The organism is Nocardia sp. PLKS1-43 (assembly GCF_059510335.1).
Window position 1 is genome coordinate 1198487 of sequence record NZ_JCAJZQ010000001.1, and the last position, 15350, is coordinate 1213836.

12 protein-coding genes and 1 pseudogene are annotated in these 15350 nt (G+C 69.0%); 1 reads left to right on the plus strand and 12 read right to left on the minus strand.

Going from position 1 to position 15350, the window contains the following annotated elements:
- Positions 1 to 33: 33 nt before the first annotated feature.
- The gene (locus tag AC5WS7_RS05745) at positions 34 to 1044 is read right to left on the minus strand and encodes a sigma-70 family RNA polymerase sigma factor (protein ID WP_495953260.1); all 1011 of its coding nucleotides are present in this window, start codon (positions 1042 to 1044) and stop codon (positions 34 to 36) included.
- Between the two features lie 198 nt (positions 1045 to 1242).
- Here AC5WS7_RS05745 and AC5WS7_RS05750 point away from each other — a divergent pair, with 198 nt between their 5' ends.
- Positions 1243 to 1998: an SDR family NAD(P)-dependent oxidoreductase gene (locus AC5WS7_RS05750; protein WP_495953261.1), complete on the plus strand. Its 756-nt coding sequence runs from the start codon at positions 1243 to 1245 to the stop codon at positions 1996 to 1998.
- On the opposite strand, the gene AC5WS7_RS05755 is transcribed toward AC5WS7_RS05750, so the two are convergent.
- From AC5WS7_RS05755 to shc, 11 genes and pseudogenes are all read right to left on the minus strand, one after another.
- Positions 1989 to 3515: an acyl-CoA synthetase gene (locus AC5WS7_RS05755; protein ID WP_495953262.1), complete on the minus strand. Its 1527-nt coding sequence runs from the start codon at positions 3513 to 3515 to the stop codon at positions 1989 to 1991. The genes AC5WS7_RS05750 and AC5WS7_RS05755 overlap by 10 nt on opposite strands.
- 57 nt (positions 3516 to 3572) lie before the next feature.
- The gene (locus AC5WS7_RS05760; RefSeq protein WP_495953263.1) at positions 3573 to 4613 is read right to left on the minus strand and encodes an ABC-2 transporter permease; all 1041 of its coding nucleotides are present in this window, start codon (positions 4611 to 4613) and stop codon (positions 3573 to 3575) included.
- A 10-nt stretch (positions 4614 to 4623) separates the two neighbouring features.
- Positions 4624 to 5190 carry a UbiD family decarboxylase domain-containing protein gene (locus AC5WS7_RS05765; RefSeq protein WP_495953264.1) on the minus strand — a complete coding sequence of 189 codons (567 nt, stop codon included), beginning with the start codon at positions 5188 to 5190 and terminating at the stop codon, positions 4624 to 4626.
- Between the two features lie 403 nt (positions 5191 to 5593).
- Complete coding sequence (locus AC5WS7_RS05770) at positions 5594 to 6649, minus strand: LLM class flavin-dependent oxidoreductase (protein WP_495953265.1); 1056 nt, start codon at positions 6647 to 6649, stop codon at positions 5594 to 5596.
- 247 nt (positions 6650 to 6896) lie between these two features.
- On the minus strand, positions 6897 to 7523 hold the full coding sequence (locus tag AC5WS7_RS05775; RefSeq protein ID WP_495953266.1) for a nitroreductase family protein: 627 nt from the start codon (positions 7521 to 7523) through the stop codon (positions 6897 to 6899).
- A gap of 82 nt (positions 7524 to 7605) precedes the next feature.
- Positions 7606 to 9012 carry an aspartate aminotransferase family protein gene (locus tag AC5WS7_RS05780; protein WP_495953267.1) on the minus strand — a complete coding sequence of 469 codons (1407 nt, stop codon included), beginning with the start codon at positions 9010 to 9012 and terminating at the stop codon, positions 7606 to 7608.
- A 9-nt stretch (positions 9013 to 9021) separates the two neighbouring features.
- On the minus strand, positions 9022 to 10842 hold the full coding sequence (locus AC5WS7_RS05785; RefSeq protein ID WP_495953268.1) for a 1-deoxy-D-xylulose-5-phosphate synthase: 1821 nt from the start codon (positions 10840 to 10842) through the stop codon (positions 9022 to 9024).
- Between the two features lie 37 nt (positions 10843 to 10879).
- Complete coding sequence (gene hpnH, locus AC5WS7_RS05790; protein ID WP_495953269.1) at positions 10880 to 11881, minus strand: adenosyl-hopene transferase HpnH; 1002 nt, start codon at positions 11879 to 11881, stop codon at positions 10880 to 10882.
- The gene (gene ispH, locus AC5WS7_RS05795) at positions 11882 to 12853 is read right to left on the minus strand and encodes a 4-hydroxy-3-methylbut-2-enyl diphosphate reductase (protein WP_495953751.1); all 972 of its coding nucleotides are present in this window, start codon (positions 12851 to 12853) and stop codon (positions 11882 to 11884) included.
- A 75-nt stretch (positions 12854 to 12928) separates the two neighbouring features.
- Positions 12929 to 13357 (minus strand): annotated as a pseudogene (locus tag AC5WS7_RS05800) (phosphorylase family protein); the annotation flags it as partial.
- Entirely contained in the window at positions 13354 to 15348 is a 1995-nt protein-coding gene (shc, locus tag AC5WS7_RS05805) for a squalene--hopene cyclase (protein WP_495953270.1), read from the minus strand. The pseudogene AC5WS7_RS05800 and the gene shc, both read right to left, overlap by 4 nt.
- Between the last annotated feature and the right edge of the window lie 2 nt (positions 15349 to 15350).

Here is a 15350-nt window from a genome sequence, read left to right on the forward strand (position 1 = left end):
AGGATTCCGGGACCTCCGCGGGCGGCGTATATGTCATGCGGGGAAGGATCGGGGTAGTCCGAACTGCGGCAGCACACTGTTCTCGAAGCGGGTGAGGGCCGAGATCCGGTCGCCGCGGGCGGTCAGCACGATCAGCCCGCTCGCATGCCGGATACCGTCGCCGCCGGTGCTGAGGTACGTCCCGAAGGCGAGTTGTCCGTTGGCTCGGGTCGGCACGAAGTCGTATCCGCGGCCCTGGCCGATGATGCTCGTGTAGAAGCGGTACGCCGCGTCGCGACCGTGGTACTCGAGCGGGATCGGCGGCATCGAGATACGAACGTCCTCGGTGAGCAGTGCGACCAGCGCATCGATATCGCTGGACTGGTAGGCGCGCACGAACTTCGCCGCCAGCTCCCGCTCGGCAGGGGAGTCGGGCGCGGGCGGTGGTTCGCGCTCGCTGTCGGACGGCCACCGACGGCGCAGCGCCGTGCGGGCCCGCTTGAGAGCGCTGTTGACCGATTCGACTGTCGCATCGAGCATTTCGGCGACTTCATCGGCGCGGTACCCGAGGACCTCACGCAGGATGAGCACGGCCCGCTGACGGGCGGGCAGGAGTTGCAGGGCGGTGACGAAGGCCAGGGAGATGGATTCCTGCTGTTCGTACCGCGCCTCCGGCCCGAGAGGAGTGTCGAGGGCGCCGTCGAGGAGCGCGTCCGGATACGGCTCCAGCCACGGAACCTCGCCCAGCCGATTCGGCGCCGGTGGCTCGATGCCCGGCACGTTCCAGGCCGTGGCCGGACGGCGGCCGGCCGAGCGCAGTGCGTTGAGGCACCGCGTGGTCGCGATCCGGTAGAGCCACACCCGGATCGAGGCCCGGCCCTGGAAGCCGGCGAGGCCCTGCCACGCGGCCAGTAGTGTGTCCTGCAAGGCGTCCTCGGCGTCCTGCGTGGAGCCGAGCATCCGGTAGCAGTGCACGTGAAGTTCTCGGCGGTACGGCTCGGTCAACTCGCGAAACGCCGCGCCGTCCCCAGCCCGTGCCCGGGCGATCACGTCGGTTACTGCCACTGATCATCACTCCCACCCTCGTATCGGGTCCGTCTCGCATATATGGACACCGGCCGCGCCGCGAAATGGTCGGTCCGCGCGGGTCCGATTTCGGTCGGGGTCTGCGCGGCCACCGCCGCCCGGTGGGCGCGCCCAGATCGGCGTCGCCGCGGTGTCTACATCTCCGGAACACGTTGGCCCCTTACGACAGGAGAAGTGATGACGATCGCGGGAAGAACCGTGCTGGTGACCGGAGCCAATCGAGGCATCGGGCAGGCGCTGGTCGCGGAGGCGCTGCGCAGAGATGCGAGCCGGGTGTACGCCAGTGCTCGCAAACCGTTCGAACACCGGGACGAGCGTGTCACGCCGCTGCTGATGGATGTCACCGACGAGCAGCTCGTCCGGGCCGCTGCCGAACGGGTCGAGTCTCTCGACGTCCTCGTCAACAACGCGGGTGTCGCCGTGTACGACGATCTCACCGATCGCGCCGCGATCGAACAGTCACTCGCGGTGAATCTCTATGGCACACATGCTGTTACGCTGGCATTTCTGCCCTTGCTGACGAGGTCGCGCGGAGCGATCGTCAATATCGCGTCGGTCTCGGCATTCGCTCCGATTCCGGTGATCCCGGCCTACTCGATCTCCAAGGCGGCGGTGTTCTCGCTGTCCCAGTCGCTGCGCGCGCTGCTGGCCGAACGAGGCGTCGGCGTGCACGCGGTCATGGCCGGCCCGGTCGACACGGATATGTCCCGCGACCTGGATATCCCCAAGTCCGCACCGGAATCGGTCGCACGCGGCATTTTCGCCGGTGTCGAGGCGGGCCAGGAGGAGATCTTCCCGGATCCGGTGTCGGCTTCATTGTCGGAGAGCTGGAACGGCGGTGCCGCAAAAGCCATGGAACGCCGGAACGCGACTCTGGTCGCAGGGCCGGGCCCGGCCCGTGGGCATGTGGTACCGGCTGCCGATCAGCGGTAGCGGTCCCGCAGCTTGCCCTTGACCAGTTTGCCGGTCGGGGTGCGGGGGAGTTCGTCGACGAAGTCGACACCGCGAGGGACCTTGTAGTGCGCGATTCTGTCCCGCAGGAAGGTGCGCAGTTCGTCGGCGAGTTCGGGGGAGCCGGTGACGCCGGGGGCCGGCTGGATCACCGCCTGCACCGATTCGCCCATCTCGGCATCCGGGATCCCGATCACCGCGGAGTCGAATACCTTGGGGTGCAACGCGAGTGCGTCCTCGACCTCCTGGGGGTAGATGTTCACCCCGCCGGAGATGATCATGAACGCCTTGCGGTCGGTGAGGAACAGGAATCCCTCGTCGTCGACGTAGCCGATATCGCCGGTGGTCGACCAGGTCGGGTGCTGGGGGTGGATCGCCTCGGTGGTCTTGTCCGGATCATTGTGATAGGCGAACGGCATCTCCTCGCGTTCGAAGTAGATGGTGCCGATCTCGCCGGGGGCCAGCTCACCGCCGTCCGCACCGCAGATGTGGATCAGGCCCAGGGCCGCCTTGCCGACCGAACCCGGTCGGCGCAGCCACTGTTCGCTGTCGATCAGGGTGACGCCGATACTCTCGGTCGCCGCGTAGTACTCGTACAGGACCGGGCCCCACCAGTCGATCATGGCCTGTTTCACCTGGACCGGGCAGGGCGCGGCGGCGTGGATGGCCACTCGCAGACTGGACACGTCGTACCGGGAGCGCACCGCGTCGTCGAGTTTGAGCATTCGCACGAACATCGTGGGCACCCACTGACTATGGGTGACGCGGTGGCGTTCGATCGCGGCGAGCGCCTGCTCGGCGTCGAACTTCTCCATCATCACCACGGTGCCGCCGAGCGCTTGGATGGTGGCGCAGAACCGCAGCGGTGCGGCGTGGTAGATGGGCGCGGGGGACAGGTAGACGGTCTCGGTGTCGAAGCCGTAGATCGGCGCGAAGACCGAGGTGACATTGGTCGGCTCCGCCACGGTGGTGTCCGGCAGCGGCGGCTTGATGCCCTTGGGCCGGCCCGTGGTGCCCGAGGAGTACAGCATGTCCATGCCCGCGGGCTGGGACGGCAGCGGTTCGGGCGAACTGCCCGCGAGCGCTGCCTCGTACGAATCGTGTCCCTCGACGTCGCCTCGGTAGGACAGCCGGATGCTCACCCCCGGGGTGTCGGGCACGATCTTCGCGGCGGACTCGGCCAGATGTGCCGAGACGACGAGTGCCTTCGCGCCGCAGTCGTTCACGATGTACGCGATCTCGGCCGGGGACAGGTGATTGTTGACGGCGGTGAAGTAGAGCCCGCTTCGCATTGCCGCCCAGTAGACTTCGAACGTCCTGGGATCGTTGTCGGTCAGCAGGGCGATGTGGTCGCCGCGGCGCAGGCCGGTGGCATGCAGATATCGCGCCAGGCGCGCGGATCGCTCCTCCAGTTCGCGGTAGGTCGTCACCTCCGTGCCGCCCGCGACGATGACGGCGGGTTTGTCCGGAAAAAGCGCGGCATGGGTACCTGGATACATGCGACCTCCTGAACTCACCGGCGGCGACCGATGGACCGGGTCGCGCCGATCGCGAGGTTACCCGGTCGCGCGGTCCGATCGGGTGACATGCGGGTTTGTGCCGGCCGGCGGCTGCCGGCGTTGTGCGTACAGGAAGACGCCGATGCCAACGGCCGACCAGGCGGCCAGCACCAGCCAGGGCCACGGATGCTGATGGTGGCGGAAGTAGACCGCGGTGTGCTGGGCGTTGGTCGAGGCACCCGGCGGGAGCCATCCGCCGATAGTGGCCAGAACCCGGGGCAGCAGCGGCCAGGACACCGATCCGCCGGAGGAGGGATTGCCGAGCAGGATCATGATGCCCCAGGTGGGGAGCATGGCCCAGCGACCGAACAGGGTGTTGAACATGGTGAAGACCATCCCGCTGGTGAACAGCGTCAGGGACAGGACCGGCCACGATTCGACGGGCAGGGTGAGCGCGCCGAGGATCCAGTCGATGGTGGCGTAGATGGCGAGGCCGCCGAGCAGGGCGTAGAGGGCGATAGAGGCGATGCGTTCGCCGGGGCGCAGGTCGCGGGCGTGCACGTTGAGCTGCACGGCGCCGATGAAGCCGATGACGACCGAGGCGATCGTCATGTAGAAGATGGTGAGTCCGTGGGGGTCGCCGCTCTGCAATGGGTTGAGGTCGCGGATGGCGACGGTGTACCCGGCCTTCCCGGAGACCGCCGGCACCGCCTGTTCCAGCACCGTGGCGACGGTCTGCCCCGAGGCGCTGGACACATCGAGCGTCAATTCTGTTCCGCTGCTGGGGATTTCGATGACGCCGAAGATATCCTGATTCTGGACCGCCGCGACGGCCGCCGCACGGTCGCTGAAGCGGCGAATCTGCAGTGAGCTTCCCAGAGCGGTTTCCAGGGCGGTTTCCAGTTGCCGGGATTGCTTGGCGGGCAGCGACCCGACGGTGGCGATCGGGATGCTCCGGGGCTTCGGGTTGGCGGTCGCATAGGTGTAGGACCCGGCGAACAGCCCCGCCGCGCAGGCCAGGATGGCGATGATGACCGCGGCGGGCGCGAACCGTGATCGGCGGAACCGCTGCCAGCGACGTCCGAGTGCGGATCTCACGACGACCTGCCTAGTCGCCGGTCCGGTCCGGGAGGAATTTGCGCACGTCGACATCCTGGAAAGGGGCGCGGAGGAAGCGGTCGCGCATGTCCCAGGGGACGGTGATCGTCTCGGTGGAGATGCCGTGATCGACGCTGCTCCACAGGAACTCCGGATCGGCGGGCGGTTCGAAGGAGATCGCCATGTACTCCACGGGGGAGATGCCCATCGACACGGTGACCGGCATGGGCTTGTTCATCGCGTCGTACTTCTCGTACATGAAGCCGATGTGGCGGCCGGTCTGCATGAACACCGAGATCTCGTCGCGATCCTGCACGACAGTGGTCATGTTGCGCCGATGGATCAGGTTCAGTGGCGCCCCCACATCGGACATCGCCCATACGTGATCGGCCCGGTCGGCCAGATCCTTGCGGCTCAGACCGGTTTCGTACTCGCGGGTCAGCTCGGCGGCCTTGGAGACGATCAGATGCGTCTGAAACCCCAGCTCGCGCAGGACATCCAGCGCGCGCACGGCATAGACGACGCCGGTCGCCCCCGTCACGCCGACGATCATTCGTTCCGGACTCGTGCTGGTCAATGGGAACTCCCTGACGGGTCGAGTGCTGGCGAGACTGTGATTGCTATGTGTCCACCGAATTCCGCGCTGCATCGAATGCGGTCGTGGAACCGACGAGCTTTCCGCATCCGTCCATCGACTCGATGGTGTCACACGTACCGTGAGTGACCTCGTGGCACGCCGCCGAAGCGGCAATATGTGCTCGGTCGCTGGGGTGCGATGCTGCCGACAACGGCGGGGGCCGAGCCGAGGCGCGGCGCAGCTGAATGTTTGCCTGAAAATTGCGAATTTGAGGACGGTGCTCGACGCCGACGGTTCGGCCGCCCGTGCCGACGGCATCCGGGAGGCCCTGCGGCGATCAGGTACAGACCCTTTCGGTGCCGGGTATCGGTACGGAGATGCGTTGTGCGGCAGTCGCATTCACTCAGCGCAGCAACGGCAGCAGCTGCTCGCCCTGACGGTGGATCTCGCGCAGGTACGGGGTGTCGGACAGCACGAAATGGGTGATGCCCAGATCCTGGTATCTGCGCAGGGATTTGGCGACGTCGTCGGCCGAGCCGACCAGCCAGGTGCTGCCCGCACCGCCGCCGCCGACCGTGCCCGGTGCGGTGTAGAGATTGTCGTCGAGCACGTCGCCGCGGGCCGCCAGATCGTGGAGCCGTCGCTGCCCGACCGCCCCGTGATGCGGTTCCGGGCCTGCCGCATGGTTTTTCGCCATCTCCGCGACCCGCGCCCGGGCGTCGGCCCAGGCCTGTTCGGTGGTGTCGCGCACGACGGTGGTGACCCGGAGACCGAATTGCAGCGGGGGCAGTTCGCGCCCGTGCCGCTGGCTCAGTTCCCGAAGCCGCTCGATCCGCTCGCGGACGTCGGCGAGCGGTTCACCCCAGAACAGTTGCACGTCGGCCACGGTCGCCGCGACCCGTTCGGCCGCGGCCGACGCCCCGCCGAAATACAGGGTGGGGTGCGGACGGTGCGGGCGGGCCGAGATCCGGGGCAGCACCGTGGAATCGCTCACGTGGTAGTGCGTTCCCTGGTGGGTGACGTGCTGCTCGGTCCAGAGCCTGCGCACCAGTCGGATGAACTCCTCGGTGCGTCCGTAGCGGGTGGCCTGGTCCTCTTCGGATTCGCCGTAGGCCGCCAGATCGTCCTTGCCCGAGACGATGTTGATCCGGACCCGGCCGTCGGACAGATGATCGAGTGTCGCGATCGCCGAGGCGAACTGCGCGGGCTGCCAGTATCCGGGCCGGGCGGCGATGAGCGGTTCGAAGGATTCGGTGCGTGCGGCCAGCGCTGTCGCGATGGTGAGTGTGTCCGGTCGTCCCCATCCGGTGCCGAGCAGTGCGCCTTTCCAGCCGTGCTCCTCGAGCGCGCGGGCCTGGGCGGTGAGGGTGCCGAGGCTGTTGTGATCGGCGGTGACGGTATCGCCCCGGTGGCCCGGCGTCACTTGATTGGGGATGTACCAGAGGAATTCGGCGCTCATCGGGGTCGTCCTGTTCGGTGGTCGCGATCCGCGGCGGAGGACGCTGGCTCCCGCCGGAGGAAGAGCGTTCGGCGAGGCGAACACCGAGAGTATGACCCCGTGCCGGTGGCCGATCGTGTGGCCGGCCACCGGGCGCGGCGGGTGAAAAACGCTGCGGCCTGCGGAGATTCGGTCTCAGCGGAAATAAATTCCGGTGGATTCGAGCGTGGCGCGCAGCGGGCCGTGGCGCTTCGCGAGGGGGTGCGCGTCACCAGCCGTCGATGTGCAGCACCGAGTCGAGATCCACGCGCGGCCCCGGCCGGAAGTCGGTGCCCTCGGTGTACGCGACCGGCAGCAGCACCCCCTGCCGCACGTTGTCGGGGATGCCGAGGATGCCGGCGACCTCACGCTCGTACCGCAGATGCAATGTGGTCCACGTGGTCCCCAGACCGCGTGCGCGCAACGCCAGCGCCAGACTCCACGCTGCCGGGAGCAGCGAACCCCACAGCCCGGCCTGATTGCCGCCGAGGTCGGCGGTGCTTCCGGTATCGATCGCGCCGATCACCAGCACCGGGACCTCGGCCATCACTTCGCGCAGGTAGTCCGAGCTGGTGGCGATCCGCGCCGCGGTCGCGTCGGCCGGTTCGCCACCGGCCTCGCGGTAGGCCAGATGGGAGCGCCGATAATGCTCCGCCACCTTCGCCTTGATCGCCGGATCGGTCACTACGATCCAGTGCCAGCGCTGCTGGTTGCCTCCCGACGGAGCCTGCAACGCCACCTGAAGCGCCTCCCGGATCACCTCCAGCGGCACCGGCCGGGTCAGATCGAGCCTGCGGCGCACGGCGCGCGTGGTGGTCAGCAGCTCGTCCGGGGTGAGCGGAAGCAGGTCGGTCACAACTGAACTCCTTCGGTCGACGTATCCGGTGCAAGGCGGCCGTACCGCCGTTTTGTTCCGCACCGGCCGTCGCGGCGGCCGGTCATCGGTCCGCGAGTGCCTGGGAGATCAGCGTGCGGCCGAAGTCCCACATCAGCCCGCTGCCGCGGTGCGCGTCGTCGAGCACATCGGTGAACGCCTCGACGAAGCGATCGACCTCGCGCTCCTCGATGATCAGCGGCGGGATCAGTTTGATCACTTCCAGATTGTCGCCGGAGACCTGGGTCAGGATGCGATGGCGGTGCATGAGTGCCACGACGACCATCTGGGCGAACAGGCCCTTGCGCGCTGCCTGCAACGCGGCCCAGCCGGGGCGCAACCGCAGTGAACTCGGGCGGCCGAACTCGAGGCCGATCATCAGGCCGCGGCCGCGCACATCGGCCAGCATCTCGTAACGGCCGGCCAGCGCGGTCAGCCGCTCCCGGAGCAGGTCACCGATCCGGCGGGCGTGGGCCACCACGCTCCGGTCCTCGAACACGTGCAGGGTCGCCAGGCCCGCGGCCATGGCCTGGGCGTTGGCGCCGAAACTCGCGGAGTGCACCATGACCCGGTCCATCGAGGAATAGACCTTGCCGAAGATCCGATCCGGGCCGAGGGTCGCGCCGACCGGAATGTAGCCGCCCGACAACGCTTTCGCCACGCAGACCAGGTCCGGCTCGACCCCGGCTTCGTGCTGGTATGCGAAGAAGTCGCCGGTGCGGCCGATGCCGGTCTGCACCTCGTCGACGATCAGCAGCGCACCGTGCCGATGCAGTAGTCGCTGTGCGGCGCGCAGATATCCGGGCGGGGCGGCGTGCACGTTCTTGCCCTGGATGGGTTCGACGATCAGAGCCGCCACATCCCCCTGCCGCAGTTCGCGTTCCAGCGCGTCGAGGTCGCCCAGCGGTACCGCGGTGTCGGGGAGCAGGGGACCGAACCCGCGACGGAAGCCCTCCTCGCCGTTGACCGAGAGCGACCCGGTGGTCAGCCCGTGAAAGGCATGCTCGCAGTATAGGATTCGACCTTTTCCGGTGGCGTGTCGGGCGAATTTGAGTGCGGTCTCCACGGCCTCGGTGCCGCTGTTTCCGAAGAAGACCCGGTCCAGATGCGGCGCGTAGGACAGCAGCTGTTCGCCGAGCAGGCCGGGCAGCGGCTGGCAGTCGAAGCGGGTGAGATCGGCCAGGCCCAGGTCCAGGACGTCGTGCAGCGCGCGGCGCACCACCGGGTGGTTCCGGCCGAGGGCGAAGATGCCGAATCCGGCCAGCATGTCCAGATAGTCGTTGCCGTCGGAGTCGTAGAAATGGGACCCGGACGCCCGCTCGTAGACCCGGTCGAAGCCGATGGTGTGCAGCATCCGGTGCAACTGCGGGTTGAGGTACCGGTCGTGCAGCGTATAGCGTTCTGCCCCACGCTGTTTCAGCAACGCCCCGAGATCGAAGCCGGGTGCGGCGGGTGTGTTGTCGAATGCCATCGCTGTCTCTCAGTTCGCAGGCCGTGCCGCCTCCGGGGCAGCGCGGAGCCACTCCAGGCAGGCGGTGCCGATCCCCTCGCCGGTCAATCCGCATTCGGCGAGGATCCGCTCGCGGGAGGCGTGCGGGATGAAGGCGGTGGGCAACCCGAGCGTGCGCACCCGAGCAGGTGCTCGCGTGTCCGCGGCGGTTCGCACCAGGTGCGCGCCGATCCCGTTGGCGGCGATGCCGTCCTCGACACAGACGGTCAGCCGGTGCCGCGCCGCCAGCGCCGGCAGTGCCGCGTTGATCGGCCACACCCAGCGCGGATCGATCACGGTGACCCCGGCGCCCCGCGCGGTCAGCAGTTCGGCCGCCCGCAGGCACTCCCCGGCCATCGGGCCGACCGATACCAGCAGCACGTCCCGGGCGCGATGACCGCCGCGATACAGCACATCCATCCCGTCCATCCGGGCCAGTACGGAAATGTTCGGCCCCGCGGTGGCTTTCGGATAGCGCACCGCGGTCGGCCCGTGCACCGAGACCGCTTCGCGAAGCAGTTCGCCCAGTCGCGCCGGGTCGCGCGGACAGGCGACGCGCATGTGCGGCGCGCAGGTCAGCAGGGCCAGATCCCAGATGCCGTGGTGACTGGGCCCGTCCGGGCCGGTGATCCCGGCGCGATCCAGCGCCAGCGTCACCGGCAGTTCGTGCAGGGCGATATCGAGCAGGACCTGGTCCACTGCGCGGTGCAGGAACGTCGAGTACAGCGTCACCACCGGATGCATGCCGCCCGTGGCCAGGCCCGCCGCCGAGGCGAGCAGATGTTGTTCGGCTATCCCGGAATCGAACACCCGCTCCGGGCTTGTCCGGGACATCTCACCGAGCCCGGTCGGCAGCCGCATGGCCGCGGTGAGCGCGACCAGGTCCGCGCGCTCGCGGGCCAGGCCGGCCAGCTCGTGTTCGAAAACGTCTGTCCAGGTGCGTTTTCCGGGGCGCGCGGAAGTGCCGGTCACCGGGTCGATGACGCCGCAGGCGTGCATTCGATCGGCCTCGTCGGCCTCGGCGGGCGGGTAACCGCGGCCCTTGACGGTGATCGCGTGGACCAGCACCGGCGCGCGAAGCTCGACCGCGCGGCGCAGGGCGGTACACATCGCGCCGATATCGTGCCCGTCGACCGGCCCGATGTACTCCAGCCCGAGCGCCTCGAACAGATTCGGCTGCCCGAACTCGTTGCGGCACAACCTGTCCAGATGCGCGGGCAGCGCTCCGGCGGTCGGATCATAGGATCGGCCGTTGTCGTTGAGCACGATGACGACAGGCCGCCGCGCGGCTGCGATATTGTTCAGGCCCTCCCAGGCGACGCCGCCGGTCAGCGCGCCGTCGCCGATGACGGCCACGACCGCGCGATCGAGTTCGCCGCGCAGCTCGAATGCCTTGATCAGTCCGTCGGCCCAGGCCAGACTGACCGAGGCATGCGAATTCTCCACCCAGTCGTGGCACGACTCGGCGCGGTTCGGGTAACCCGAGACGCCGCCCGCTTGGCGCAGCGTGTCGAATCTGTCGTCGCGGCCGGTGATCAGCTTGTGCGGATAGGTCTGATGGCCGGTGTCGAACACCAGAACGTCGGTGGGCGAACGGAATACCCGGTGCAGGGCGATGGTCAACTCCACCGCGCCCAGCCCCGCGCCGAGGTGCCCGCCCGTCGCGCTGACGGTATCGATCAACCGCGCGCGCAACCGTGCGGCCAGGGCGGGCAGCTCGTCGGCGGGCATGGCGGCGATATCGGCCGGCCCGGGCATCGGGCCGGATTCGTCCGGCGGGCTCGCGGTCACCGGCGCGGTGCTGATCGTCATCGGGTTCCCACTTCCTCGGTGGAGGTGAACGAAGTCGCTAGCTGATCGCCGCGCGGATCGTCTGCCGCAGCGATCCCATCGTGGCGATGACGGCGGTCGGCTCATAGCCGCAGTGCGCCATGCAGTTCGCGCAGCGCGGATCGTTCCCGCGTCCGAAGGCATCCCAGTCGGTGTCCTCGATCAACTCCCGGTAGGTGGCCGCGTAGCCGTCGTCGAGCAGATAACAGGGCCGCTGCCAGCCCTTCAGCGAGTAGGACGGGATCGCCCACGCGGTACAGCGGAAGTCCACCTTGCCCTCGAGGAAATCGAGGTACAGCGGAGAGTGGTTCAGCCGCCACTTCTTTCGCCGTCCGTCGGCGAACGCCTTGCCGAACAGCTCGTGGGTCTGCTGTACGCCGAGCCAGTGTTCCTGGTCCGGCGCCTTCTCGTAGGCGTAGCCCGGGGCGATCTGCATGTGGTCGACCTCGAGTTCGTCGTTGAGGTAGTCGAGCACATCGATGACGTCCTGCGGCGAATCCACGTCGAAGAAGGTGGTGTTGGTCATGACCCGGAACCCGGCCGCGCGGGCCTGCCGGACGGCGGCCACGGCGGCGTCGAAGACGCCCTCCTTGCACACCGCGGCGTCGTGGCGTTCGCGCAGGCCGTCCAGGTGCACCATCCACGCGAAGTTCCGGTGCGGGGTGAACTTGTGCAGGTGCCTGGGCAGCAGGACCGCATTGGTGCACAGGAACACGATCTTGCCGCGGTGCAGCAATTCGCCCACGATCGTGTCGATCTGCGGATGCATCAGCGGCTCGCCCCCGGCGATGGAGACCATCGGCGCGCCGCATTCCTCGATCGCGCCGACGGCCTGCTCCACCGGCATGCGTTGTTTGAGCAGGGTGTGCGGATGCTGGATCTTGCCGCATCCGGCGCACGCCAGGTTGCACGCGAACAGCGGCTCGAGCTCGACCAGGATCGGGAACTTCTCCCGGCGCATGAGCTTCTGCCGCGCGAGATAGGCTCCCAGGCGCAGGGATTGACGCAGTGGCATGGGCATTCAGCTCACCTCTCGGGGCAGGTTGAAGCGGACGTTCTCCTCGATCTCGGTGGCGGGGCGAAGCCGGATCGGTCCCAGTCCCGACAATGCCGTGACCAGGTCATGCACCAGTGCCGGCGGGGCCGAGGCGCCCGCACTCACCCCGATCCGGCGGGCGCCGCGCAGCCAGCTCAGCTCCACTGCGCCGGCGTCCTCCACCAGATGCGCGGGAACGCCCTCGGCGGCAGCGACTTCCGCCAGTCGCGCCGAATTCGAGGAGTTCTCGGAGCCCAGCACCAGCACCAGATCCGACTCGCGTGCCACCTGCTGTATCGCCCGCTGACGGTTGGTGGTGGCGTAGCAGATGTCGCCCGTGCGCGGGCCGACCAGCGCCGGGAACCGTTGTCGCAGAACGGCCTCCGTCTGCTCGGCCTCCGAGGCGGCCAGCGTGGTCTGCATGACGTAGCCGACCCGGTCCGGATCGGGTGGTGAAGTTCGTTCGGCGTCACTGGGTTTCGAGACCACGACGACACTGCCGGGTGCTTCGCCGCGCGTGCCGGCGACCTCCTCGTGCTCGGCGTGACCGATCAGGAAGACGGTGCGGCCCTCGGCGGCGAACTTGCGCACCTCGGCGTGCACCTTCGCCACCAGCGGACAGGTGCCGTCGATGACCCGCAACGACCGGTGCTCGGCTTGTTCGCGCACCTGCGGCGCGACGCCGTGTGCGGCGAGCACCACCACGCTGCCGGGCGGGACGTCGTCGAGCTCCTCGACGAAAACCGCGCCGCGCCCGGCCAATTCGCGCACCACATGCTCGTTGTGCACGATCTGGCGGCGCACGTAGACCGGTGCGCCGAAGCGATGCAGCGCCCGCTCCACGATCGCGATGGCGCGTTCGACGCCCGCGCAGAACGAGCGGGGGCCGGCCAGCAGCACTTCCCGTTCTCCGGCCGCGGCGGACCACTGGTCCAGGACCGGTGCGGCGGCGCGCAGTGCGTGCAGTGCGCGCAAACCGCGCCATATGGTGCCGGGCCGCAGCAGCGGCGCGCTCGGTGTGTCGACGATCGCCCGGATCGCGGCCGACTGCCCGTCGACGGCGGTCGCGGCCAGGAAACCCGATTCGGTGTCGACCGCGACCGCACCGGTGCGCGCGAGACGGTGCCGGTCCGCGCCGCTGACGATGCGCTCGCTGGAGAAGACCGGGCCGACGCGGGCCGGCAGGCCCAGCCGCCGCAACGCGCCGTAGAGCAATGGAGCGGCACGGCTGGGCAGGCTCACGCCGTCGCGGCGGATCTCGGAGGCGACGACCAGGTCGCCCGGGCGCAGGGCCGCGTCGAGGCCGCCCGCGACTCCGGCCACCATGATCGGGCCGGAGGCCGCGTCGTCGAGGCGGCCGTCCGGGCCGCGCCCGGTGCGCACGAGCGGCGCCGAGGTGACTCCCCGCAGCACCGACCACTCCGAATGCAAAGGGGCGCAGATGATTCCGGGACGCGTCATGACGTCGGCCCTCGTTCGTGCCGGTCCGTCCCAGCCCCTGCTCTGGTCGCGTGGGCGGACTCGCGCCGCAGGTAGCGGCCCAGTGCCCAGATCGGGAAGACGAGACGGTAGAGGTGGTAGTTGATGTAGAAGTCGCCGGGGAATCCGGTGCCGGTGAAGAATTCCTCATCCCAGCCCCCGTCGTCGCGCTGGGTCTGCGTGAGCCATCGGATACCCCGGTCCACGGCGGTGGAGTCCTCCTCGGCGGCCAGCAGGGCGAGCAGGGCCCAGGCGGTCTGCGACGCGGTGGACTCGCCCTGTCCGATCCAACTCGGGTCGCGATACGAGCGCAGATCCTCACCCCACCCGCCGTCGGGGTTCTGATGGGCCTCGAGCCAGCGGACGGCGGCCCGGATCTCCGGCGACCGCGGATCCACTCCCGCGGCGACCAGCGCGGGGACCACCGCACCGGTGCCGTAGACATGGTTGGCGCCCCAGCGGCCGAACCACGAACCGCCGCGTTCCTGGTGCTCGAGCAGCCAGCGCACACCACGGCGACATGCCGGTTCGGAGCGGCGGCCCAGTGCCGCCAGCATCTCCACCACGTGCGCGGTCACATCGGCCGACGGCGGGTCGGTGACCGCGCCGAAATCACAGAACGGCAGTTTCGTCGGCATGACCGAGGTGTTGTCCGCGTCGAAGGCGCCCCAGCCGCCGTCGGCGGACTGCATGCCGGTCGTCCAGGCCGCCGCCCGGTCGATCGCCGTCTTCAACCGGACGTCCGCGGGCTCGTCATCGGGACCGGCCGGCGCGTCCGGAGGGTAGCAAACCTGCCGCAGCGCAAGGACTATCTCGGCGGTGTCGTCGGCGTCGGGGTAGCGGTCGTTGGCGAATTCGAAGGCCCAGCCCCCCGGTTCGAGCCCGGGGCGGCGCATCTGCCAGTCGCCGCCGACACCGATCTGCTCGCCCAGCAGCCAATCGGCGGCCCGCAGGACGGCCGGATCGTCGCCGGGCACACCGGCATCCAGCAGCGCGGCCACCGCCAGCGCGGTGTCCCACACGGGTGACTGGCACGCTTCCAGGCGGCGCAGTTCGCCATCCGGCGTGTGCTCACGGACCTCGAAACCTGTCAGCCCGGCGAGCCCCGCACGCATTGCCGGGTGGTCCAGGGAGTAGCCCAGAAGGTGCAGTGCGAGTAGCGAATACACCCACGGGGGCTGAATGCCGCCCCACCCGCCGTCGGCCTCCTGACGGGCCAGAATCCACTCCGCCGCGCGCCGCATGGCCAGATCGCGCAACCAGCGCACCGGGAAGCGGGCGTAGCCGTGCAGTGCGGTGTCCAGCCGCTGGAACACACCGGCCAGGGTGGTGATGGGCCGGTGCGGTGCGGGCCGCGCGCCGACCCGCAGTTCATCGATCCCGAACGGTAACGGACGCACCGGCCGGAGGGTCGCGACCACGGTCAGCGGCACCACCGTCTGGCGAGCCCAGCATCCCCAGTCGTAGACGTTCAGAGGGAACCAGGAGGGCAGAAGGATCAGCTCCGGGGGCAGGTTCGGCAGATCGTCCCAGGACCACAAGCCGAACAGCGCCAACCAGATCCGGGTGAACACCCGGCTCGACTCGACGCCGCCGCACTCGCGCACGAACTCGGCCGCCGCCCGCATATGCGCCGCATCGGGGGAGTCACCGGCCAGCCGCAACGCCACCCACGCCTCCACGGTGGTGGACAGATCGCCGGGACCGCCGTAGAAGGTCGCCCAGGTGCCGTCGGCGCGCTGCTGCGACCGGATCCACCGGGCGGCGGGTTCGGTGATCTCCGGGGTGGAGATCCCCAGGAATTCCCGCAGTAGCAGATCTTCCGCGTCCATGGTGACGTTGGTCGCCAATTCGCCCTTCCACCAGCCCTTTTCGTGCTGCGCCGAGCGCAGCAGCGTCACCGCCGAGCGCAAGGCGTCGGGAGCGGAACGGTGGCCGTCCGGGACCGTGATGTGCGATTGTGTCGAGGTCATCG

What these genes read in the sequence shown, in the direction of transcription:
- AC5WS7_RS05750 (WP_495953261.1), top strand. Translation starts at nt 1,243, where the DNA reads ATGACGATCGCGGGAAGAACCGTGCTGGTGACCGGAGCCAATCGAGGC.
- AC5WS7_RS05755 (WP_495953262.1), bottom strand. Translation starts at nt 3,515, where the DNA reads ATGTATCCAGGTACCCATGCCGCGCTTTTTCCGGACAAACCCGCCGTC.
- AC5WS7_RS05770 (WP_495953265.1), bottom strand. Translation starts at nt 6,649, where the DNA reads ATGAGCGCCGAATTCCTCTGGTACATCCCCAATCAAGTGACGCCGGGC.
- AC5WS7_RS05780 (WP_495953267.1), bottom strand. Translation starts at nt 9,012, where the DNA reads ATGGCATTCGACAACACACCCGCCGCACCCGGCTTCGATCTCGGGGCG.
- AC5WS7_RS05785 (WP_495953268.1), bottom strand. Translation starts at nt 10,842, where the DNA reads ATGACGATCAGCACCGCGCCGGTGACCGCGAGCCCGCCGGACGAATCC.
- hpnH (WP_495953269.1), bottom strand. Translation starts at nt 11,881, where the DNA reads ATGCCCATGCCACTGCGTCAATCCCTGCGCCTGGGAGCCTATCTCGCG.
- shc (WP_495953270.1), bottom strand. Translation starts at nt 15,348, where the DNA reads ATGACCTCGACACAATCGCACATCACGGTCCCGGACGGCCACCGTTCC.